Here is a 22,564-nt window from a genome sequence, read left to right as displayed (position 1 = left end):
TGATATAATTTCAATCTAAACTGTAACTTTTAGTGACTTATTTTGTGATTTTTGTTTCATTATTACACCTATAAATTTTACTTTGTATCTTTCGAGTTAAATCAATTAAAGAATAAACATAAGCCTTCGGGTGATTACCTTTGGAAATTCCACTGAAATTAATATGTGAGTGAGCAAAATGGCTAATAAAGAGTTTTTTTACCAAGAACCTTATCCATTATCTGAGGATAAAACTGAGTATTTCCAAGTCTCTGATAAATATGTTTCTGTAGAACAATTTGCTGGTAAGCAAATTTTAAAGATAGAACCTGAGGCATTAACTCTCCTTGCAGAACACGCAATTTATGAATCCCAGTTTTTTTTAAGAGCTGCGCACCAGAAACAAGTCGCCGCTATCTTACAAGACCCAGAAGCCAGCGAAAACGACAAATACGTGGCGTTACAATTACTTCGCAATGCTGAAATTTCTGCAAAAGGTATTTTGCCAAACTGCCAAGATACAGGAACGGTTGCGGTTGTTGGGAAAAAAGGCCAACAAGTTTGGACAGACTGCAATGACGAAGAGTACCTCTCTCGAGGGATTTATAATGTCTTCCAACACGAAAACCTGCGTTTTTCTCAAAATGCACCGCTAGATATGTTTAATGAAGTTAATACTGGCACAAACCTGCCAGCACAGTTTGACATTTTTGCGACCACAGGCGATGAATATCACTTCCTATTTGTTAACAAAGGCGGTGGTTCAGCAAATAAATCAGCACTTTACCAAGAAACAAAAGCAACATTAACCCCAGCCAAGTTAAAAAATTTCTTAATTGAAAAAATGCAGAACTTAGGAACAACAGCTTGCCCGCCTTACCATATTGCCTTCGTTATCGGCGGTACTTCAGCGGAAACAACACTGAAAACCGCCAAACTCGCCTCTGCAAAATACTACGACAACCTGCCAACCACAGGTAATGAGTACGGCCGTGCTTTCCGTGATATTGAACTAGAAAATGAGTTATTAGAAGCTTCTCGTCATCTTGGTTTTGGCGCACAATTTGGTGGTAAATATTTTGCTCACGATGTACGAGTTATTCGTTTACCTCGCCATGGTGCCTCTTGCCCAATCGGTTTAGCCATTTCTTGCTCTGCCGACCGTAATATTAAAGCTAAAATTACCAAAAGCGGTTTATGGCTTGAAAAAATGGAGCATAACCCAGCCCAATACATTCCTGAATCTATGCGTAACCAAGCTGAAGGAAAAGTGGTACACATCGACCTCAACCGCCCAATGAAAGATATTTTGGCTGAGCTGAGTAAACACCCGGTATCAACACGTGTTTCTCTCAGCGGGCCACTGATTATTGCTCGAGATATTGCGCATACTAAGCTTAAAGAACGTTTAGATAACGGCGAAGAATTGCCTCAATATTTTAAAGACCACATGGTGTATTACGCAGGACCTGCCAAAAAACCAGAAGATATGGTTTCCGGTTCTTTAGGCCCGACAACCGGTAACCGCATGGACCCCTATGTTGACCTGTTCCAATCCCACGGTGGTAGTATGCTGATGTTGGCGAAAGGCAACCGAACTCAGGCAGTAACCGATGCATGTAAAAAACACGGAGGATTTTATTTAGGTAGTATCGGTGGCTCAGCTGCGATTCTCGCTCAAGAATATGTGAAAAGTTTAAATTGCCTTGAGTATCCAGAATTAGGAATGGAAGCAATTTGGAAAATGGAAGTTGAGGGGCTGCCTGCATTCATTCTCGTTGATGACAAAGGCAATAACTTCTTTGAACAAGTCCAAAATGAGACTTGCAGTAAATGCGTTAAATAAGATTTGCCACTCTAGCGCAAAGGAATGCGCTAAATTTCGTTAGCCTATATCACTGCATAACGATGTAACATAGCAAAGAGCAGGCTTTTGGCCTGCTCTTTGGTTGTTGACAACGTGGGATAACAGTGTGATTTTTCCCGCTTTGCGTTATCAGCCGAAAATCAATCTATTGATTTTCATCATGTATTTTTAGTCATCTCTTCGGATTAATGTTAATAATAGTTAATACGGACAATCGTTGAGGCGCTAAATGGTCCTGTTTTTACCGCTCCCACCTTTTTAACCGTCGCACTGTAGTCACGTGTAATCGATGTACTCCCTAAGGGGAGTGTTCCGAAAAACTGGAAGTAATTAAATTTTATTTTTTCCGCTTTATCATCCGAAATAATTAAATTAGTCCCGTTTTTTAGATCAATGGCATACTCTCCATTTAACGGGTCTGTAGTTTCGAAGTTAATATTCATGGAAAAATTATCTAAGCAGCCCCGCTTCACCGCTTGTATCTGAAAATCTTTTTTAAACTCTTTTCCTTGATTAAGCTCAGTAATCATTAACTGACCATAGTCAATTTGCTGTGACTCTGGGTAAACTTTAATATCAGCCCCACACTTGAGGAAGCGAATACCTCGTAACCCAGTAATAGAATACTTCAAGTTTTTTGCACCATTGGTATGGTTTATCCCACCACTTCCATCAAACTGGAAAACCGTAAATTGGTTATCCCCTGTGTAGTTACCTGAAGGAGGAACAATACCCGTCACTTTGATATATAGTGTAAAAGTCACTGTTACCGTGACATTCTCTCCGCGGCGAATAGGTGGAGTCCCTAAGTTGACACGCTGCTCATTTTGTTCCAATTGTTGGCCTTGGTAATTCGCGCCTAGTAATAACCCTGTCCCAAGTTTTTGAGATTTCGGATTAAAATACATATGAACAACGTCAACAGCATTACCAAGTACATTGTCACAATAAACGGTTACTGTTAAAGGGTCGGATTGCCAAATAATAGAACCTGCCGTTGTATCAGCAGGAATGGCCAATTGACCTACAGGAACTGCGGGTTTTTCGACGACTCCAGTCCCCTTTTCCACACAATCTAATGCAAAGGTTTTTGGGCTAATAAAAACGAATAGAAATAAAATATAAAAACCATATTTTTGAATAAACTTGTGTATCATGATTTATACACCTTATATGTAAGTAATATTTAAGGTAATTTGCGTTTTAATATTACCCACTGTTAATTCATTTCTTGGTAGATAACTCTCTAGCATGGAATAAATCGTAATTTGCTGGTTATCATCAAAATAGATTGGATAACTACGGTATTCACCATTGGGGACAATATTGCCATCTTTATCCATTAATCGAATCCCATAACCATTTAGAATGGTTTTACCACCAAATAAATTACGGTCTGTACTTTCAGTTGGTTCTGAAATAAACATGATCCGAACAACCGGAACCCTATCATCGCGATTGCGTTTTGGAAAAATACAATCATCAAACTTTAGTTTGATTTCATGCTTAGGGCTTCTGTCTCCAATTTCATTAAAGTAATTCAGAGATATTGGTCCTAATTCAATATTTTGATCTATCGAGTAAAATGAAATCTTACAAGGCAATGCCACCACATTTCCCGTAAAATTAAGATCACCTCTCATCATGCTACTATCTGCATAAGCTTGGCTTCCACATAGAGATAGCATAAAAAGACATATTGAAAAGTAGCAATTTCTCATATCTAAAATCCTATTGGCTCTCTTTTGACAGCTGGCAGGTCGACGCAGCGCATTGGTAAGTCAACATTTTCATGCCACCGTAATCATCCATATAACCGGTATATAACTGATTAAAACTGCTTGCTGGTACGGGAACACTTTCCTTAGAAAGCGGGGCAATCATCACACTTTCAAAACCAGGAAAATTTTTCTGGTTATTATTACTGAGATAACCCAATGTCACATAATATTTAGTTGGATTTTCAATAAGTAATTGCCCACCTGTGTGCGTATATTTCAGCTCTTTAGCCCATACTTTATCGCTGTTATTTTCGATTTGAGGTGGTCGATAAAACATTTTTAGACGGCTTTGAATCGCAATCTGTACGACATTTTCTTTATCTGTCACCGGTGGAATTTCACGCACATTTAAATAGAACAGAGATTCTCTATCTTGTGGAAGAGCATCAATTCCCTCTGTTTTAATAATTTTTATTTGGTTTTTAGCATTCGGCTCAACACGTTGCATTGGAGGTAAAACTGTAAAAGGTTCAGAAACCTTATTCCCTTTTTCATCTTCCATCCAAGATTGAGCTAAGTAGGGCATTGTTTTGCTTTGGTTATTAATAACCAAACTGATTGATTTATCTTTGCCTGGAAAAATGATCCGTGTACGGTCAATATTAATCGCAGCAGACGCAACTTGCATGCCGACAAAAACTAATGAAAATCCTAAAGCTACTACATACTTTTTACTCATACATCATTCCTTTATTGGCAAGGGATCAGGACTTTCCCCTGATTTTTTTCGGCAATATTAGGTAAATTCAAACTACATTGGTTTGCGCCAGCAGCCCATTTCACTATGTAGCTTTCTTCTGGAGCCACACCCGTTAAATAAGCAACACCACTATCTGCAATAATTCCGACTTCTCTTCCTGTACTTAATTCAGTCACACTGGTACCAAGCGGTGGATAATTCCCATTATTCAAACGGATAACTGCTAAAATACGTTTTCCTTGGTTCGCTTTTATTCTCTGAAAACCAATTGAACCCTCAGTTAATGTTTTACCAATAATGTTGTCATTGACATCCACATCGTCAGGCAGTGTATTCATATCAATGTAAACATCTGAATTAGAAAAACTATTTAAGCTTGTCGCAACACCAATCCCAAATCGGTTCGTGACAGATTCACCATTATTAATAGAAATCCCAGCGACATTGTCACTATCAATCATCACTCGAGGTTCGTTGTTAGTCCCGTTACGGTGCATAGCTGCGCCATATTTCGTTGCTGTCATGGAGCCATACCAACTACCGCCAAAAGCACGATATGAGTTCACATTTTCTGTCGCATTAACACTCAATACGCCATAAGGCGATGAATATTGATAACTACCGCTGATATTTGGCTCAGCACGTCCAAGTTTGTGCTGGTCACCACCAACACGCATACTCCAGTAGTTATTATTCTCGTTCGGGCTGTAATAACCTACCGATTGGCCAAAGCTATGGTCATTATCTGCATATTGAGCGTCGTAACTGACTGACGCACCATTTTCAAGTGGCATGGAGAAAGAAAGGTAAATTTGATTATCATCCGTCTCTTCATATTTAATTTTATTAAGTGATAAGGTGCCGGAAATGTTTTTAATTTGCCCTATGCTAAATAACTTACTAAAACTCATACCAAAGTTTGTTGTAGATTCACTATTCCAAAATTGATGGTGAGAAGCATTAAAATAGACAGTTAAGTCCAACGGACTGATATATTGGTTAAAAGACGCGGTATACACGTTTTTGTCACGTCTAAAATCAAGCACACCATTCGCTGCATCAATGTATTGAGGCATAGTTAAGAATTCTTTTTCAGAAAACTTATAACCTGCAAATGTGACCTGCGAATTGGTAGATTCAAAACGTTTAGAATAATTTAAACGGTAGCTGTTACCCGAGTAAGAGCCAAAGTTATCTACATTTGCATGAGTGCGAGTAATATCAAAGGAAATAGCCCCAAACATATTCATGTTTTGCCCTATTCCTAAGTTTATCGCTTGGTAATTGTTATTATCTACCGTAGCAATTAACCCGCCAAAGATGGATGTGTCACCAAATAAACCATAGGAAGCTTCCCCTACAATAAACTTAGGGTCAACTTTCTGCGAGCGGCCAAATGGGTCAGATTGCCCCATGGTAAATTTATAAAGCAGCTGCCCCTGACGAGTTAAAAACGGCAGCGATGCCGCCGTCACTTGATAAGTGGTTTTTGAACCGTCCTCTTCCTCAATGGTGACATCTAAAGTGCCTTGCACCGCTTCAGTAATATCTTGAATATTAAATGGCCCTGGAGCGACTTTAACTTGTTTAATCACACGCCCATTCTGTGAAATAATCACCATTGCATTCGTTTTAGCAATACCCGTCACTTGAGGCGCGTAACCACGTAGTGACGGTGGAAGCATTCGATTATCACTAAAAATAGATGCCCCTATAAAGCGAAAACTATCAAATAAGTCAGTCTTCAAATAAGACTCACCAAGTAAAACTTTTGCACCCATTTGAGGCAAAGCACGAAAGGCATATAACTGAGTCCAATCAAACCGTTCATTCGTTTTACCTTGGGAACGATTATATTGATATTGATAATCAGCGCGGAAACGCCAAGCCCCTAAGTTAACGCCAGCGGTACCGTTACTACTACCACTGAATGTTTCACTATTATTTTTAGGAGCGGAATAGTTGGCAAACAGGTTATAATCAAGAAATGCACCCATAATTCCATTTTCCCATTGGGAAGGTGGAACCCAGTACGGGTCATCATATTCTAACCAAGCTTGAGGAATAGAAAATAAGATATTCTGGTTAGCTTTGTCGAAGCGATAATTAATATCTAAATTTTTAGATAGCTCAATACACTGGCCATTATTATTTTGCAGAAGTTCTTCCTTAACTTTCTTTTTTAATGCAAAAATATTTACCATCTCTGGTGTAACACAGAGTGTTGAGGTATCTTTACTCTCTTCAATAAATTTAATTAAATATTGCCCTGATAATTTTCGACCATTTAATGTAATATCCGTTAGGTATTCACCTGCAGGAATAAAGTCTGGGTTAGAAAACTGACTTAAGTCAATATTATCTCTATCCTTAGCATCAATAATATTCATATTAAATTCCACTGCATTAGACATTCCAGAAAAGGAAAATGCCAAAGCAATCGAAAATAATATTTTATTTATTTTAAACTGAGGAAATAGAGACATGATGTTCCCTGTAAGAAAAATAAAAATAAAGAAAGAAAAATAACAGGCAAATATATGCCTGTTATTTTAAATAAAAAATTACAGGTAGTTTAAAGCGTAAGTTGCTTGAGAAATGATGCTACCAGTTTCAACTTTGCTACCATTTGCTTCAACACGTGCACTGAATACTAATTTATTTGGACCATCCGCTAATGGCAGCTCAACACTGGTATCACCAACTTTCATTGTTGCGCCATCTGCGTTGATTAAACGAACACCAACACCTTTAGAAGTACCTGTATTAGCCAGTAATTCTTTTGCTGTAGTATCTGGAGTACCCGTGAAAGTTACTTTAACTTTGCTAACTGCAGGGAAGACAACTACATCGCTAGCATCTTTAACTTCACCTAAATCACAGTTTTCTAACTGGATATTATATTGAACGCTTTGGCTATATTTGTTACCAGTTTCTAATACTTTATTTGCAACTTGGCCGAGGTCAACGTTAATTGTACCGTCACCTGGGATTGAGCAAGGTGCATTAATAACTTTACCAGTAAAATTGATGACACCACTACCTTGATCTACAGGTGCTGCCTGTGCAATACCAAATGAAGAAGCGATAATTGTAGCTAATGCAATCTTAGTTAATTTCATTTATATTTTCCTATAAAAAGACGACAGATGTACCAATCACCTAATAATCAATAAATTACTAGGTTGATATTTATTTGCTGAGAATGTAAAGGTAAAAATAAGAAAGTTAGATTTTTACTAAAAAAATAAAAACACTACATTTTTATTTTTTTAGATATTTAGTTAACTTTAAATATGAATATTTTTATAATTAGATTACTCTTAATTTTTTAAATTAATTACTTTCTTTATTGATAAAAACATCATCAATAAAAAAGCAAATCATTTCTGTATCTAAAGCGTTAGCAAGGGTGTGCAAGTTTTCAATATTTATATTGCACTCACCCCTTTCATAACGTGAAATCTGTTGTTGGCTAACACCAACAAGATTAGCTAATTCGATGCCTGAAAGCCCTAAATGCTTTCTTCTTTTTCTAATCTCTCTGCCTACTATACGATTTACATTTATCATCAACAATAGCCCAAAATAACCTAAAATATTAAATGGCTAAATTATATTACAAATCAAAAAATTTCACATAATAAATTGCACTGATTATATAAAAAATCAAAAAAGAACAAACCAATTAAAACACGAAATTTGAGTTAATTATAGTTTTCAATATATAAAAGTAAAACTGTTTGTAACGATCGATAGAATAAATTAAAGCCACTGAAACCTATCAATATTTCATTTTTTTAGTTTGCATTATCATATAAGATAAAAAACACATAATTCATATTAGTTATTATTCTTTTTTAAATAAACAAATAATATACAACTAATTGATATTAAAGAAAAATAACAAATTACCACTATCAATGGTAACATCCAAAAATATAACAACGCCTTAATTTATAATGGAATGAAGGCATTTATAATTAATTTTATATGGTATTCATTGATTCCTAAGTATTTTTATATACTTATTTTTATAAATTAATTTATTTTTTACATTTTTAATGTTTGCTTCAAAAAAACAACTAACAATGGTTTTTTTATTCTTATCATTTAATTTAATTTAATAGTATTTTTAATTACTCACAATAAGAGTTATAGGATATAAAAAACTGCAATTTTTTTTTATTGGTCGCTATCTACTCATAAATAAATCAAGTTATTCATATTAAGAGTAATAACAATATTAATAGCCATCGATAACTCACATTTCGAGTAAAAAACAACAATCACCAACAAAAATAACGTATAAATAACAATATGTTATACTTGTTTCCAATTGTAACAAAACACAAAAGTCTATTGCAGATCAACAAGGTAAAAATGAAATATAACAAAAAGAAAACATAATAATTGCACTACAGGGAGCTATAAAACGAGTAAAACAAGAGTTTTACCTCGCACTTTCACAAGAAATCAGTCAAAACAACAAGGTAAATGCTTACTATTATTGTATGTTTCACATATAGCTTAGGTTAAATTTGTGCTTTTAATACCGAGAATAAAGAGCATTTGTATGCTTGATTCACTAAATGAAAGCATTTCATTGAGGAATAATTGACCTGATACGCTTTAAACCAAAATGGACAACCTAGGAAGATTACACTTAACTAGGCTATTTTTCCGTATTATATATATTTCAACATCTCTTTTTACGTTAATTTATGTATAAAAATGCTAATATTGGTGACCAGACAGATTCATTCAATAACCTATCGTTATGGAATGAGAAAATAACTCATTATTTTTAGCTCAAATTACATGTTTTTATTTCCCTAACTAAGGAGATAAAAATGATGCCAGCACAATCACAGCTTCGGGTTGCAACTGTCCAGTTCCAACACCGTCCTAGCGACAAAACCTACAATTTAGAACGTATCCATGAGTTTATTACTCAGGCCGCCCAAGAGAAGGTAAAAATACTGGTTTTACCTGAAATGTGTATTACTGGTTATTGGCACGTGCCGAAGCTACCAGATGATGCCGTTTATGCTTTAAGTGAAACTTTACATGATAGCCCGTCATTAGCATTAATCCGCCAACGGGCTATTGAATTAAACATGATTATCGGGGTTGGGTTGATTGAAAAAGGATTAGATGGCAAATGCTACAATACTTGGGTCGCTTGTATGCCAGATGGCCAATACCACGCTCATCGTAAATTACATGCCTTTGAGCACCCCGCCATTCATAGCGGAGACAATTACACTGTTTTTGATACGCCATGGGGGGTAAAAGTCGGTATTTTAATTTGTTGGGATAATAACTTAATTGAAAATCCACGCGTCAACGCGCTACTTGGTGCAGATATTATTCTTGCCCCCCATCAAACAGGTGGAACTCATTCGAGTAGCCCCCATGGCATGAAACCGCTCGACCTTCGTCTCTGGGAAAATAGAAAACAAAATCCTCAAGCATTATTAGATGCATGTCTAGGGGAGCATGGGCGCGGATGGCTAATGCGCTGGTTACCCTCCAGAGCCCATGATAATGGTGTATTTTATTTATTTAGTAATGGCGTTGGCTTAGATGATGATGAAATTCGAACCGGAAACGCCATGATCATAGACCCTTACGGACGAGTAATTAAAGAAAGCTGCGCAATAGATGATGATATCGTCATCGCGGATCTTGAATTAGATTTATTGCCTACCTCGAATGGCCGTCGCTGGTTAACCGGAAGACGCCCTGAGCTCTACCGAATCATCACTGAAACTCTGGGTTACGAAACGGATATTCGCCATGTCCGTTTTGCTTCTGAGAATTCCCCTTATCATCAAGAAAAGCAATAATAGTTAAAGTCAATGGCTCGCTATAGCATTCATAATAGAAATGTTATAGCGTCTTCTATTATCAGGAACTGGCTAACAACTATGGATACTCGACTACTCCGTGCATTTATCACTCTCGCAGAGACAAAAAATTACCGCGAAGCTTCATCACGCCTATATATTAGTCAGCCAGCCTTAACAAAACAAATTCAACTTCTTGAGAAACAATTGGATATAGTACTATTTGAGCGGGGACGTCATGGTGCAATATTGACTCCTCATGGGAAAATACTTTTTCCCTATGCACAACAAGTACTCACTCAAACCACTGAATTTTTACACCAATCCGCAGTGCTTCGAGAACAGCCCCCTATAAAGTTAACCGTCGGGTTTGGTATATCAACATTTCAAGAAGCCTCTTTCTTTGTGGCACGGCTACGTGAAAAATTACCAAATATTCCAATCCAACTGGATGATATGCCTTCTCACGAAATGGAGAAACAGCTACAAGCCCATGGATTGCATATTGCTTTTACTCGTCAATTTGCTTTTAAAACAACCGATAACTTAGAGAGCAAAACATTAAAATCTGAAGTTCTTGCCTTAGCAGTAGCACAAAAATCGGTCTCCTTATTATCAATGAAAGAATATCTAACCCATTTTCCTTTATTGTTATTACGCGCAGAGCGTGGCTCAAAGCTTCATCAGCAAATTCAGAGCTACCTACAATATGAAAGCTTATCAATTACGCCCTCTCAGGAAGCAAATGATATTCAAACATTAATTGCCCTTGTGGCCGCTGAGGTTGGCATAAGTCTTTTACCCTATAGCGCAAGAAATATTAGCTCAAAAGACATCCGCTTTATTCCAATTCAACATTGTGAACAAGCCCAATGGGGGATTGATGTGGTATGGCAGGCTTCATTGCCTAAATTATGGCAAAACACCATCAATGAATTGATTGATGAAGTTTATGAAACATTTTCAAGAGAGAGTGAATCAGAATAATTCCGTAATTCCTCTCCGTAATTCCTATATATTAAATATTTGAACTTTGATATTTATTGTCAATATTATGATGAGATAGGCACTACTTATATGTCTGGTAATAGGTCAATCACCCCACTAAAAATCATTGCTTCTGGTGTGGCACTACCTGAAAACAAAATTTACTCCTCAATGCTTGATGAAAAGCTCAATAAACCAAAAGGTTTTGTTGAAAAACATTCAGGTATCGAATATCGCTTCCATGCAAGTCATACCGATTCACAAGCAGTGTTAGCTTCCCTGGCGATTCAAAATGCATTGCATGCGAACCATATCGCACCAAGCAGTATTGATATGCTAATTAATGCGTCTGCAATTCCCGTGCAAGCTTTGCCTTGCTCCGCAGCGCATATCCTTGAACAATCAAATTTAAATCAAGGGATTGCCTGCTTTGATGTTAATTCAAGTTGCATCAGCTTTATCACTGCGCTACAGGTTGCTGCGGGGTTATTAGCCACCAGTGCTTATCAACGCATTGCAATTGTTTCTGCGGATATCGCCTCGCGTGGTATTGATTGGCAAGATAAAGAATCATCGTTGATTTTTGGTGATGGTGCAGCTTGCGTTGTTGTGGAAAAAGGGGATGGGAATAGTGGAATTATTTCTTACACACACACCACTTATACAGCAGGCATTGATTTTTGTGAAATTCGCGCAGGTGGCACAAGACGCAATCCACGTGCAGGGATGACCGATGATGATTTTCTATTCCATATGCAGGGGAAAAAATTGTTTCGCCTCGCATCTTCTTTGATTGAAGATTTTATGCAACAGGTTTCCAGTGAATCAGATATACAACTCAAACAAATTGGTACCGTGATCCCACACCAAGCAAGCCATCTTTCTTTAGAACATATGCGCCAACGTGTGGGCGTAACAACTGAGCAATTAGTCGATATCTACTGCCATCGTGGGAACCAAGTTGCGGCCTCTATCCCTTCAGCATTACACGAAGCAATTATCACAGGCCGTTTCTATGAAAAGCCCAGTGCCATGCTAATTGGCACTGCCGCTGGGTTAGCGCTGTGCGCCATGGTATTAGTGCCATGAAGATCCTCGTCACAGGTGCCACGAGTGGCCTTGGTAGAAATGCAAGTGAGTACTTACTGGGGCGAGGTTTTGAAGTCGTCGCTTGTGGGCGAAACCCGCAAGCAGGAGAACAGCTAGTAAAAATGGGAGCTGAATTTATCCCTTGTGAACTGGCTCAGCTTTCTTTGCAACAGGCCAAAGAGATGATGACTGGCTGTGATGCCATTTGGCACTGCGCTGCTCTTTCTTCACCTTGGGGCAAACGCCAAGATTTTGAGACAACAAATATTCATGCGACTCAAATTTTGGCTACCGCCGCGGGGGAAGCCAAAGTCTCACGCTTTATCCATATTTCCACCCCAGCCATTTATTTTAATTTCACCCACCAGCAAAATATTCATGAGTCCACGGTTAATAAACATTTCGCTAACCAATATGCCAGAACAAAATATTTAGCCGAAACTAGGATTGAGCAGTGCGTTAAGCAGTTTCCGACAACTCGTTACACTATTTTGCGCCCTCGAGGTTTATTTGGCCCCCATGATCGCGTTTTGCTACCGCGTTTGCTCGCCCAAATAAAATCACGTAAGGGAAAATTGGTGTTACCTAATGGGGGAAATAACCATTTTGACCTCACCTATGTGGGAAATGTGGTTCACAGCATGCAGTTGGCGACTTTCAAAGAAATACTCCCTAATGGCGCCATTTATAATATTACCAACCAACAGCCCCAAGCACTAAAACAGACATTAAATCAGTTATTTAGTGAGCTAAACTTAGATTGCGAAATTCGTTCAGCCCCTTACCCTTTACTGTATGTTATTGCCAGCCTATTAGAAGCCATTGGCTATTTAACGGGAAAAGAACCATTACTCACACGCTATAGCCTTGGCGCAGCCTATTTCACCATGACATTAGATAACCAAAAAGCACAGCAAGAACTGGATTACTATCCTTTATATAGTATGCAACAAGGTATTCATTTGACCGCTAAATGGCTGAAACAACAGGAGAACCCATGCTAAAAATTCATCAATATGAAGTGGGTTACTGCACACATCCAGGCTGTGTGGCTTTAAAAGGTGCTAGTTTTAAATCCTGTAAATTCCCAGCAAGAGCATGGCTGATTGAAGATGAACACCAGCGTTGGCTATTTGATACGGGTTATGCCACCCATTTTTATGATCACACGCGCCATGGCATTATGCGGTTATATCGAACTGTTACCCCAGTGTATTTCGAAAGCAAAGACGCCCTTGTCAATCAATTGGCTAATGATGGCTTAAAACCTAATGATATCAATGGTGTGATTTTGTCCCATTTTCATGGTGACCATATCGCTGGGCTACGTGACTTCCCTGACATCCCCATTATTTGCTCAGGAGATGGCTGGGCTAAAACACGCCCTTTAACAGGGTTTGCTGCATTGAAAAATGCCTTTGTCAGTGGTCTTCTACCAGAAGACTTTGAACAACGTACTGTATTTTATGAAAGTTTCCCAAAGGTGGCGTTACCTAATGAATTACAAGTTTTGGGCGAAGGCTATGCGGTAAATCAACAGAAGACGTTATTCATTGTGCCGCTCCCTGGGCATGCTGCAGGGCATATTGGTTTGTGTGTACTAACTGACTCAGGCTGGATATTGCTCGCAGGTGACGCAGCATGGTCTCCCACTAATTACCGTGAATTGCGCGGCCCTATGGCCATTGCCAATATCATCATGGATGATAAGCAGGCTTATTACGAAACACTCAATAAATTACATGAAATTGATAAACGCAATGTGGTTATCCAACTGTGCCACGAAGGGGATTTATTGTGATCCTCTCGATGCTTTGGCATTACTGGCGCGCTCGTCATTTGACGTTTCGCAACCGTGACGAGCTAGAAGCTTATCAACAAAAACGTTTGGCACATTTTAAGCGCAAAGTGTTATCGAAAAGCCCTTACTTTCAGCGATATATCAATCAGCCATTATCGAATTTTCCCATTATGAATAAACAAGTCATGATGGATAATTTTGATGAGATGAATACCGCCGGGCTTTCTAGCCAAAAACTTCTAGAATGTGCACAAAAAAGTGAGCAATCTCGGGATTTTGCCCCTAAAGTAGGGCGCTACAGTGTCGGGTTGTCCTCTGGAACCTCAGGCCGTCGAGGCCTTTTCGTTGTTAGCCCAGAAGAACAAAATGTTTGGTCTGGCAGCATGTTAGCTAAAATGCTACCTAAAAGTCTGTTTAGTGGTGAACGTGTTGCTCTATTTTTACGTGCTAATAATAACCTGTATGAAAGTGTCAATAACCGTTGGATTTCACTGCGTTTTTATGACCTTTTTGCAGATTTTGACCTGCAACTTACTGCACTTGAACAATATCAACCATCAATTATTGTTGCGCCAGCCCAAGTGCTATGCGCAATAGCTGACGCCATTAACCAACAGAAACTTCAACTAAATGTGCAGAAAGTCATTTCCGTGGCTGAAGTATTAGAACCCCATGATAAACAAAAATTACAGAATTGCTTCCCCAATGTTGGAGAGGTCTACCAAGCAACGGAAGGTTTTTTAGGCTGTACTTGTTCTCATGGTACTTTACACTTAAATGAAGCGTTTGTGCATATTGAGCCTAATTGGCTTGATAATAACCGTTTTTCGCCGATTATTACGGATTTTACCCGTAAAACACAGCCTATCGTTCGTTATCAACTGGATGATGTGTTAGTGGTGAAAAAAAACACCTGCCCATGTGGCTCCCCTGAAATGGCGATAGAACGCATTGAGGGTCGCTGTGATGATTTGCTTCAACTTCCGGGTTATAACGGCAAAATGGTGACTATTTTTGCAGATCCCTGTGCGCGGGTTATTGTGAATCACTTACCTGTTACTGCTGATTTCCGCTTAACACAGCAAGGCAACTCATTATATTTACAGGCTGAATGCTCTCCCATGGAGTTATCCCATTGCCAGCAACAGCTAGCAAGTTACTTTGCAAGCCAACACGTTGATATTACGCAATTAGATTGGCAATTATCATCAGCCGCTATTACGCAAGCACTCTCGGTTAAAAAGCGACGTATAACCCGTAAGGAAGTAAAATGAACAACAGGGAATTATTCACTCGCTTTATTTATTGCCTACTCGGCTGGGGAACCGTAGGTATTGTTTACCAATATACCGGGCAAGTGACTGGGCAAGCTCATATTTTACTCCCTAGTAAACTAGATAATGCCGTCCCATTTTCCCCCGATGCCATCTGGCTTTACCTCTCCTTTTTTCTGTTTATCCCACTTGGGTATTTTCTCTGCCCCCTAAGAAAAGCGCGCCCACTTATGTATGCCATGCAACTCTGTGCGCTGGTTTCTGGGGCTGTTTATTTGTGCTACCCCACGACTATGCTATACCACGATTACGACTTATCAACCTTATCCGGACTGGCTTTATCTGCTTTAATGAATATTGATAGCCCACAAAATTTACTCCCTTCTCTACATGTCTCATTGACTCTCGTCGTACTGAATGCATTATGGTCAACACAACAAAAATTTCGCACGGTTCTAGCCGTAATTTGGGCCCTTGCTATTTGTGCTTCTGTATTGGTGTTAAAACGCCATTTATTTATTGATGTGGTCACTGGCGCACTCACCGCTTGTGGGGCATTAGTGATTGTTCACACTGCGAAGTTTGTCTTAAAGAGAAACACTGATGAATGAATTAACCTTTCCGATTGTTTTCATGTTAGCGGTCGTGGTCGCAGAAGGTTTAGTGATCGCCAAAACGCAAAAAGGAACCGTTAGCTGGCAAGAATTGGTGTTCAACCTGAACTCTGGCCATATTATGTTGTGGTTATTTAGAGGGTTAGAGATTTTTTGTTACGGCTTTGTCGTGACCCACTACTCATTCAACCTCGTTGAAAACTGGCCAACCGCACTGGTGTGGGTGTTTGCGATTTTTGCTTGGGACTTTGGTTTTTACTGGCTACACCGTTTACACCATACTTACCGTGTTTTATGGGCCGTTCATGTGGTACATCACCAAGGGGAGCACTATAACCTATCATTAGGCGTACGTAATTCGTGGTATTCATCACTTACATCAATCCCATTCTTTATGTTGCTGGCACTAATGGGGATCCCATTAGAAGTGTTTATCACCGTTTCAATATTGCACTATACCATTCAATTTTTTAACCACAGTGCGCTGATCCCGCGTTTGGGTTGGTTGGAGAAATTTATGGTAACGCCACAGCACCACCGAGTTCACCATGTGAAAGAAGGACACTATTCCAACCGTAATTTTGGCGGCAGTTTTATTTTTTGGGACAAACTATTTGGTACGTTTTCCAAATTACCTGAAACGGAACACCATTTTGGCATCAAAGGGGCTCCTGCTTCTGAAAACCCATTTATTGATAGTAATTTGCCTTTTTGGCGTATCATTAAACGTCGCAGTCAACCCAAGGAAAAACCCGCACCATTATTTCGCGTGAACCAAATCGCATTAGTAATGGGAACACTTCTCCTATTTAGCCTAGTTATTGGTTATGTCTATATTTATGGCTATGGTTATCAGGGAACGACTCAACAGCAAGTGATTTTATTTATCTTATTAGCCTTAGGTACCGTGGCACTATCAGGTATTTCAGATGGCCGCAAAATTGGCCTGATGAGCTGGTTTTTTATCGCTTGCTTACTATTAATTTGCATTTTATTTATTTGGCAATGGACAACGCCATTTTGGGTAATTTTTACCACGGCTCTGTGGCTGCATAGTTTATTAATGTTACTTGGTATCGGCAGAAAACCCATACAGGTGCGTGATGTCGCCTGAGCCGCTAAGGCCGTTAGGCTACCAACACCGCCATGATCAAGCGTTCCAAAAAGCGTTGAACAAGGCCGCTAAACACTATTTACAACAGCGTGCAGATCACCGGTTCGCTGACTTACGCTTTTATTTAAAAAGCTTGGTTTTAATCTTGTGCTGCCTAGGCAGTTACGGCATAGCGCTATGTGTTAACGCGTCTTGGGCTTTTTTTATTTTTTATCCCCTGTTTATCTGTTTCGCATTATTATTGGCAATTAATTTAGTTCATGATGCTTCCCATAATGCGATTTTCAAACAGGCCAAAGCCAATTATTGGCTCAATTTTTGGGTCACTATTCCGTTGGGTTTAGACCCTGAATGTTGGCGAGTCAGGCATATTATTTTTCACCATGCTCACACCAACATTCGTCATTATGATTTAGATATCGAAGAAAATTTTGTCTTGCGCCAAACCCCTTATCAGCGCTGGTACCCGTTTATGCGAGCTCAGCATCTGTATTGGCCATTAATTGCCGCAATGACTTTCCCTGCATTGATTTGGTTCTTTGATTGGATGGATAGATTTCATATGACGCGCGTCGCTCCTCATATGCGCCATCAAGGCCGTCGTGGTATTGGGGCATTTTTATTGGCTAAGTTACTACATTTGATTGTTGCAATAGTCATACCTGCGTTTGTTATCACTGATATCAGTTTAGGTACCTTGCTACTCACTTACTTATTTAGCCAAATGCTTGCCTCCCTCGTATTTGTTGTATTAATACTTGGCACCCATTGGGCGAAAGCAACTTTTTATACGCCCCCCAAAGAAGGCAATATGCCGCATGGTTTTTATACTCATACTTTTTCAACCACTTATGATTGGCAAACCACACCTCGTTGGCTAACCTATTGGTTAGGCGGGTTAAACTTACATCTTACACATCATTTATTTCCGAATTGGAACCACCGCCATTACCCTGCACTTGCTAAGATCATTGAGCAAACCGCCGAACAGTTTTCGATGGATTATCATTGTATTAGCGCGAAAGAATTGTTTGTTTACCAACAACAATTTTTAAAAGAGATGGGAACGGGCAAGCAAGCGGATGAGCACTGAGCCAAACAACCCAGTGCTTACTTCGCTATATTGATTATCTGTCGATAATAATATTTTGATTTATGACGCTTTTTTCACTATTACCTACCATCTGAGCAAATTTCTCTAATGGGTCAGTCCGAAAAGCATACAAACGTTTGAGCGCAAAAGGGTTATCCCCCAATTTAACTTTTCCTTGAATGGTCGTTAGGGCAAGATGTAGCCCCGCATCTTTAGCTGCATCTATCGCTGATTGGTTATAACCACCAAATGGATATGCAAGGTAACGCTGCTCAGGTTCGAAACGGCTTAGAATTCTCATCGACCGTTTGAAATCCAACATGATCGTATGTTCTTTCCGGCTAAATAAAATGGGTGAATTATGATTATCTAAACGATGTAAAAAGTGAGTATGAGATTGGATATTAAAAACGTCTCGGCTATCTTTTATCTCTTGTTTATTCATAAATTGTAAGTCATGCGCTGACCATTTTTGTGGCTGTGTTTTAATCCGCGAAGAAATAATAAATAGCGTCGCCTGCTGGCGGTTATGCCTTAAAATCGGTAATGCATAGCGATAAACTGATTTTAAACCATCATCAAATGTCAGCACGACTGCTTTACCTGGTAAGTTAGCAGATTTATTCAGATAATCTTCCACATCGGCAAGCGAAAGCGTTTGGTAACCCGCCTGTTTTAAATAATTCATTTGTTCACGAAATGCTTCCACGGATGTCGTCGTTGACGTGTCACGAAAATGCTTATTTTCACTGTCTTTGAGGATATGGTGATAAGTTAAAATTGGAATGCCTTTATCTAATGCTACATCATCTAAACGCACATAGCCCAGCCTATCCCCTAGGCGAATCGTTAGCCAAGCAGTCTTTTCTCCTGCTTTATCCGTTTTAATCATCCGTGCTAACACAGGGTAGCGCAGGTTTTCCCATAAAGAGGCAATTTGCTTACTATTACTCTGAGTTGAGTTATATACCGCTGTTTTTTGGTGCGTGACCAAATAATCATAAATGGGATTTTGTAAATCATTTAGCCTATCCACTTCAGGTACATAACGCGGTTTTTGGTTAGAAAACGATACTGTTTTTACAAAGGCATACCCATTGCCAAACTGCATTGCACAATAATCCCCCGAAGGAGAATAGGCATAAAAACCGTGTTCTGCATTGAGTTCTGCGACGGCTCGCATTTCTCCAGCAATCATCGCAAAAATAATTTCAGGCTGTTTTGTTTGCACTAGCTTTGGTGGGATGTCTGCCAACTGCCAATCGTCAGTGTTGTTGACGGTCTCAGAAGCCAAAGATTGGGGAAGATAATTCGTAAATAAAATACAAAGCAATAAAAGAAATCGTTTAGACATGTTTTATCCACTATAAAGCTGGGTTTCCGCCATTATTCTAAACCTACTCTAGATTGAACCCCATACCCTGATAAAAATTTTTATTGTTCCCTGCTTCCCACTATTTTCACCTATTAAGCTGTTATACCAATTTTAAAGATACGCCATAATCTATCATACAAAATAAAGAGATCTAGCTCATATTTATCAGTAAAAAGCGCCATACAGGCACAATCTGTAAATCATTTGACAGTTTAATCCACTTCCCACTGTTAGATTGGCATTCAACCACCTTACAACACCTGGGAACAACAATGAAAATAAAAGAAATTAGTACTTTTATCATGCACGTACCTGTCACTAATGACCTAATTGGTGACTCAACTCACAGCATTACCCATTGGGGGATGCCGGGTGTCATGATCAAAACAGAATGTGGATTAGTCGGTTATGGCCACACAGGGACACATGCCGACATCACCACTGACCGTTTAATCACCACTATTATTGAAGATGTTTTCGGCCCAATGTTACTCGGCGAAGACCCAACAGAAGTGCGCTATTTACATCGAAAACTCACTCGCAGCTCAACCAATATCTGGGTAGGTCGTGGTGGTTTGATGCAAATGGCGATTTCTGCCATCGATATCGCCCTTTGGGACCTTAAAGCTAAAGCCGCGGATCAGCCGCTATGGCAACTGTTTGGCGGTTCAAAACACAATAAAGTTAACGCCTATAACACCGACTGCGGTTGGTTAGTGCGTAGCCAAGAAGACTTAGTCGATGATTGTAAAAAAATGATCTTTGAAGAAGGCTTCAAAGCAATAAAAATGAAAATTGGTAAACCAGATCCACGCGAAGATCTACAACGTATTGAAGCTGTTCGTAACGCAATTGGCGACGATATCGACCTAATGGTCGATGCAAACGGTAAATGGGATATCAGTATTGCCAAGCAATATGGCCACCGTTTAAATGATTTCAATATTAAGTGGTTTGAAGAACCATTATGGCATGATGATGTCGCCAGCCATAAACAGCTTGCCGCTTATATGGATACACCTATCGCATTAGGTGAATTACTTTATCACAATGATTCATTTAAAGAATTTGTCTTGGCGGGTGCCGTTGATTACTTACAACCTGATGCAACACGCTGTGGCGGTTTAACAGCGGTATGGGAAATTGCTGACTTAGGTATGGCCTTTAATTTACCAGTGACACCACACCATGGCGATATGATGCAGGCACAATTGCATCTGGTAATGGCACATCCCGCTTGTTCTTTACTGGAATTTATTCCATGGACACTGGATTGCTTTGTTGACCCAGTCGAAGTCATTGATGGTGTTTATACCACACCAACCGCGCCTGGGGCAGGTACGACGTTAAAACCTGAAGCATTAGCCAAATTTAACGTGAAATAATGATCATTCCCTTTTTCAATATTTCATTTCTAACAACATGAAAAAGGGAAATTAATAACAAGAATTATTCATTTTAAATTACTTATTTATACTCTGAATAATTCATGGTGCAATCAACAACACTGCAACTTGAAGTATGACGAGTACATTAGCTCTATACTCTACTCTGCTGGTTATTCAGCGGCGGGCTAAACACATAATAAAAATGAATAGATAACATTACTATCTTACAAAAAACTGGGGTGAACCATGTCCACCAATACGGATCATTTATCATCGGCTACCAGCAAAGCAATACGAAAAATAATACCTATGGTGGTATTAATGTTCATATTGGCTTATTTAGACCGTTCAAATATTGGTTTTGCAAAACAAGAGTTTCAATTAACAACTGGGTTAAGTGACGCTGCATACGCATTTGGCGCAGGGATCTTTTTTATCGGCTACGCACTATTTGAAGTGCCAAGTAATATTCTGTTGTACCGAATTGGCGCTCGGGTATGGTTATCGCGCATTATGGTCACATGGGGGCTAGTCTCTGCCGCCATGATGTTTGCTCATGATGAAACCACCTTTATTGTGCTGCGTTTCTTACTTGGTGTCAGTGAAGCTGGCTTCTTTCCGGGGGTTATTCTGTATTTAACCTTCTGGTTCCCACAAAATATCCGGGCACGGGTGACAGGCTACTTCTTATTTGGGGCACCACTGGCGTTTATCATTGGCGGCCCATTATCTGGCTCATTATTGTCGTTGGAAGGAACTTCATTTGCCTTCGGTTTATACGGCTGGCAGTTAATGTTTGTCGTAGAAGGCTTATTAGCATCTATTGTCGGGATTTGGGTGTTCTTTTACCTTGATGACCGCCCTGAAAAAGCCAAATGGCTGACAGCTGAGGAAAAAAGTGCACTTTCCGCTAAATTAGCCTTGGAAGAAGATGCCAAAGCAGGCCATAGCCCGAAAGGCGCCTTGAGAGCATTATTAGATATGCGCGTTCTCTACCTGTGTCTGATTTGGTTTACCGTTCAAATATGTGGCTATGGGATTTATTTCTTCTTACCAACCCAAATCGGTACGTTGTTGGGCAGTAAAGTCGGCATACTTGTAGGCTTTGTTACCGCCATTCCACCACTGTGTGCGGCAATTGCGGTTTATTATGTACCTCGTATTTCAGAACGTCTAAAAGAACGTCGTAAAGTCGCTGCCATCACCTTTATGTTAGGTGCGGCGGGAATTGCGGTTTCTGGTTTATTCGATAGCATTCCCGTCATTGCGATTATTGCCCTGTGTGTGGCAGCGGCTGGTCACTTGGCGATGCAGCCTCTGTATTGGAGCTTCCCATCTGCATACTTAGGCGGCACCGCAGCTGCATCGGGTATTGCTTTGATTAACTCAGTGGGTAACTTAGGTGGTTTTGTGGCACCAAACTTACGAGTTTGGGCTGAAACTACCTTTGAATCTGCCCGTGCAGGACTCTATTTTATCGCATTGGTCACCTTTATCGGTGGTCTGTTGATTCTGACATTAAAAAGATTAGGTATTGAAAAACGATTTGAAGATTAATTAATTATCTTTTAAATCCCTCCCGAGCCACATTAATGGCTCGGGTTTTCTATTACCTTATTTCTTATTTATGAGGTTTACTCGAATATTACG

At 39.4% G+C, this 22,564-nt stretch carries 19 protein-coding genes; 12 read left to right on the top strand and 7 right to left on the bottom strand.

All coding sequences use genetic code 11. The features are described 5' to 3' along the window. The first annotated feature begins 178 nt into the window (after positions 1-178). A complete protein-coding gene (locus tag PSF31_RS05500) occupies positions 179-1,825 on the top strand; it encodes a fumarate hydratase (RefSeq protein WP_096864494.1) in 1,647 nt (548 codons plus the stop codon). Between the two features lie 212 nt (positions 1,826-2,037). Here the strand turns inward: PSF31_RS05500 and PSF31_RS05495 are convergent, their stop codons facing one another. The 6 genes from PSF31_RS05495 to PSF31_RS05470 all read right to left on the bottom strand — a co-directional run bounded on the left by PSF31_RS05495 (position 2,038) and on the right by PSF31_RS05470 (position 7,900). Further along, positions 2,038-3,003, bottom strand: coding sequence for a fimbrial protein (locus PSF31_RS05495; RefSeq protein WP_004259112.1), 966 nt, complete (start codon positions 3,001-3,003; stop codon positions 2,038-2,040). A 12-nt stretch (positions 3,004-3,015) separates the two neighbouring features. After that, positions 3,016-3,534: a fimbrial protein gene (locus PSF31_RS05490; RefSeq protein WP_004259115.1), complete on the bottom strand. Its 519-nt coding sequence runs from the start codon at positions 3,532-3,534 to the stop codon at positions 3,016-3,018. Positions 3,535-3,577: 43 nt separating this feature from the next. Beyond that, positions 3,578-4,306 carry a fimbrial biogenesis chaperone gene (locus tag PSF31_RS05485; RefSeq protein ID WP_004259120.1) on the bottom strand — a complete coding sequence of 243 codons (729 nt, stop codon included), beginning with the start codon at positions 4,304-4,306 and terminating at the stop codon, positions 3,578-3,580. 11 nt (positions 4,307-4,317) lie between these two features. Continuing rightward, on the bottom strand, positions 4,318-6,813 hold the full coding sequence (locus tag PSF31_RS05480) for a fimbria/pilus outer membrane usher protein (protein WP_096864493.1): 2,496 nt from the start codon (positions 6,811-6,813) through the stop codon (positions 4,318-4,320). Positions 6,814-6,891: 78 nt separating this feature from the next. Beyond that, positions 6,892-7,449, bottom strand: a complete 558-nt coding sequence (locus PSF31_RS05475; protein ID WP_004259129.1) for a fimbrial protein — start codon at positions 7,447-7,449, stop codon at positions 6,892-6,894. A gap of 214 nt (positions 7,450-7,663) precedes the next feature. Next, positions 7,664-7,900, bottom strand: coding sequence for a helix-turn-helix domain-containing protein (locus PSF31_RS05470; RefSeq protein WP_004259130.1), 237 nt, complete (start codon positions 7,898-7,900; stop codon positions 7,664-7,666). A gap of 1,283 nt (positions 7,901-9,183) precedes the next feature. Between PSF31_RS05470 and PSF31_RS05465 the strand changes: the two genes are divergently transcribed. The 9 genes from PSF31_RS05465 to PSF31_RS05425 all read left to right on the top strand — a co-directional run bounded on the left by PSF31_RS05465 (position 9,184) and on the right by PSF31_RS05425 (position 18,151). Continuing rightward, complete coding sequence (locus PSF31_RS05465; RefSeq protein ID WP_036958235.1) at positions 9,184-10,179, top strand: nitrilase family protein; 996 nt, start codon at positions 9,184-9,186, stop codon at positions 10,177-10,179. A gap of 81 nt (positions 10,180-10,260) precedes the next feature. Next, positions 10,261-11,166 (top strand): LysR family transcriptional regulator, encoded by a 906-nt coding sequence (locus PSF31_RS05460; RefSeq protein WP_096864492.1) that lies wholly within the window; start codon positions 10,261-10,263, stop codon positions 11,164-11,166. A gap of 90 nt (positions 11,167-11,256) precedes the next feature. Beyond that, a complete protein-coding gene (locus PSF31_RS05455) occupies positions 11,257-12,255 on the top strand; it encodes a 3-oxoacyl-[acyl-carrier-protein] synthase III C-terminal domain-containing protein (RefSeq protein WP_096864491.1) in 999 nt (332 codons plus the stop codon). Continuing rightward, a complete protein-coding gene (locus PSF31_RS05450; protein ID WP_096864490.1) occupies positions 12,252-13,259 on the top strand; it encodes an NAD-dependent epimerase/dehydratase family protein in 1,008 nt (335 codons plus the stop codon). Before PSF31_RS05455 ends, PSF31_RS05450 begins: the two co-directional genes overlap by 4 nt. Beyond that, on the top strand, positions 13,253-14,056 hold the full coding sequence (locus PSF31_RS05445) for an MBL fold metallo-hydrolase (protein WP_096864489.1): 804 nt from the start codon (positions 13,253-13,255) through the stop codon (positions 14,054-14,056). The genes PSF31_RS05450 and PSF31_RS05445 overlap by 7 nt, the downstream gene beginning before the upstream one ends. Next, entirely contained in the window at positions 14,050-15,330 is a 1,281-nt protein-coding gene (locus PSF31_RS05440) for a F390 synthetase-related protein (RefSeq protein ID WP_172412240.1), read from the top strand. Before PSF31_RS05445 ends, PSF31_RS05440 begins: the two co-directional genes overlap by 7 nt. Continuing rightward, entirely contained in the window at positions 15,327-15,941 is a 615-nt protein-coding gene (locus PSF31_RS05435; protein ID WP_096864488.1) for a phosphatase PAP2 family protein, read from the top strand. Before PSF31_RS05440 ends, PSF31_RS05435 begins: the two co-directional genes overlap by 4 nt. Then, complete coding sequence (locus tag PSF31_RS05430; RefSeq protein WP_096864487.1) at positions 15,934-17,058, top strand: sterol desaturase family protein; 1,125 nt, start codon at positions 15,934-15,936, stop codon at positions 17,056-17,058. The genes PSF31_RS05435 and PSF31_RS05430 overlap by 8 nt, the downstream gene beginning before the upstream one ends. Continuing rightward, positions 17,048-18,151: a fatty acid desaturase family protein gene (locus PSF31_RS05425; RefSeq protein ID WP_096864486.1), complete on the top strand. Its 1,104-nt coding sequence runs from the start codon at positions 17,048-17,050 to the stop codon at positions 18,149-18,151. The genes PSF31_RS05430 and PSF31_RS05425 overlap by 11 nt, the downstream gene beginning before the upstream one ends. Positions 18,152-18,185: 34 nt before the next feature. On the opposite strand, the gene PSF31_RS05420 is transcribed toward PSF31_RS05425, so the two are convergent. After that, positions 18,186-19,505: a polysaccharide deacetylase family protein gene (locus tag PSF31_RS05420; RefSeq protein WP_096864485.1), complete on the bottom strand. Its 1,320-nt coding sequence runs from the start codon at positions 19,503-19,505 to the stop codon at positions 18,186-18,188. A 293-nt stretch (positions 19,506-19,798) separates the two neighbouring features. Here PSF31_RS05420 and PSF31_RS05415 point away from each other — a divergent pair, with 293 nt between their 5' ends. After that, on the top strand, positions 19,799-20,911 hold the full coding sequence (locus PSF31_RS05415; RefSeq protein ID WP_004259162.1) for a mandelate racemase/muconate lactonizing enzyme family protein: 1,113 nt from the start codon (positions 19,799-19,801) through the stop codon (positions 20,909-20,911). Positions 20,912-21,160: 249 nt separating this feature from the next. Then, positions 21,161-22,471 carry an MFS transporter gene (locus PSF31_RS05410; RefSeq protein WP_096864484.1) on the top strand — a complete coding sequence of 437 codons (1,311 nt, stop codon included), beginning with the start codon at positions 21,161-21,163 and terminating at the stop codon, positions 22,469-22,471. Positions 22,472-22,564: the final 93 nt, after the last annotated feature.

The organism is Providencia sp. PROV156, assembly GCF_028480905.1.
GTDB lineage: Bacteria > Pseudomonadota > Gammaproteobacteria > Enterobacterales > Enterobacteriaceae > Providencia > Providencia hangzhouensis.
This window is presented reverse-complemented; position numbering and strand designations above follow the sequence as displayed.

What these genes read in the sequence shown, in the direction of transcription:
- PSF31_RS05465 (WP_036958235.1), top strand. Translation starts at nt 9,184, where the DNA reads ATGCCAGCACAATCACAGCTTCGGGTTGCAACTGTCCAGTTCCAACAC.
- PSF31_RS05435 (WP_096864488.1), top strand. Translation starts at nt 15,327, where the DNA reads ATGAACAACAGGGAATTATTCACTCGCTTTATTTATTGCCTACTCGGC.
- PSF31_RS05410 (WP_096864484.1), top strand. Translation starts at nt 21,161, where the DNA reads ATGTCCACCAATACGGATCATTTATCATCGGCTACCAGCAAAGCAATA.
- PSF31_RS05475 (WP_004259129.1), bottom strand. Translation starts at nt 7,449, where the DNA reads ATGAAATTAACTAAGATTGCATTAGCTACAATTATCGCTTCTTCATTT.
- PSF31_RS05420 (WP_096864485.1), bottom strand. Translation starts at nt 19,505, where the DNA reads ATGTCTAAACGATTTCTTTTATTGCTTTGTATTTTATTTACGAATTAT.
- PSF31_RS05445 (WP_096864489.1), top strand. Translation starts at nt 13,253, where the DNA reads ATGCTAAAAATTCATCAATATGAAGTGGGTTACTGCACACATCCAGGC.
- PSF31_RS05415 (WP_004259162.1), top strand. Translation starts at nt 19,799, where the DNA reads ATGAAAATAAAAGAAATTAGTACTTTTATCATGCACGTACCTGTCACT.
- PSF31_RS05470 (WP_004259130.1), bottom strand. Translation starts at nt 7,900, where the DNA reads ATGATAAATGTAAATCGTATAGTAGGCAGAGAGATTAGAAAAAGAAGA.
- PSF31_RS05485 (WP_004259120.1), bottom strand. Translation starts at nt 4,306, where the DNA reads ATGAGTAAAAAGTATGTAGTAGCTTTAGGATTTTCATTAGTTTTTGTC.
- PSF31_RS05430 (WP_096864487.1), top strand. Translation starts at nt 15,934, where the DNA reads ATGAATGAATTAACCTTTCCGATTGTTTTCATGTTAGCGGTCGTGGTC.
- PSF31_RS05490 (WP_004259115.1), bottom strand. Translation starts at nt 3,534, where the DNA reads ATGCTATCTCTATGTGGAAGCCAAGCTTATGCAGATAGTAGCATGATG.
- PSF31_RS05500 (WP_096864494.1), top strand. Translation starts at nt 179, where the DNA reads ATGGCTAATAAAGAGTTTTTTTACCAAGAACCTTATCCATTATCTGAG.
- PSF31_RS05455 (WP_096864491.1), top strand. Translation starts at nt 11,257, where the DNA reads ATGTCTGGTAATAGGTCAATCACCCCACTAAAAATCATTGCTTCTGGT.
- PSF31_RS05460 (WP_096864492.1), top strand. Translation starts at nt 10,261, where the DNA reads ATGGATACTCGACTACTCCGTGCATTTATCACTCTCGCAGAGACAAAA.
- PSF31_RS05480 (WP_096864493.1), bottom strand. Translation starts at nt 6,813, where the DNA reads ATGTCTCTATTTCCTCAGTTTAAAATAAATAAAATATTATTTTCGATT.
- PSF31_RS05450 (WP_096864490.1), top strand. Translation starts at nt 12,252, where the DNA reads ATGAAGATCCTCGTCACAGGTGCCACGAGTGGCCTTGGTAGAAATGCA.
- PSF31_RS05495 (WP_004259112.1), bottom strand. Translation starts at nt 3,003, where the DNA reads ATGATACACAAGTTTATTCAAAAATATGGTTTTTATATTTTATTTCTA.
- PSF31_RS05425 (WP_096864486.1), top strand. Translation starts at nt 17,048, where the DNA reads ATGTCGCCTGAGCCGCTAAGGCCGTTAGGCTACCAACACCGCCATGAT.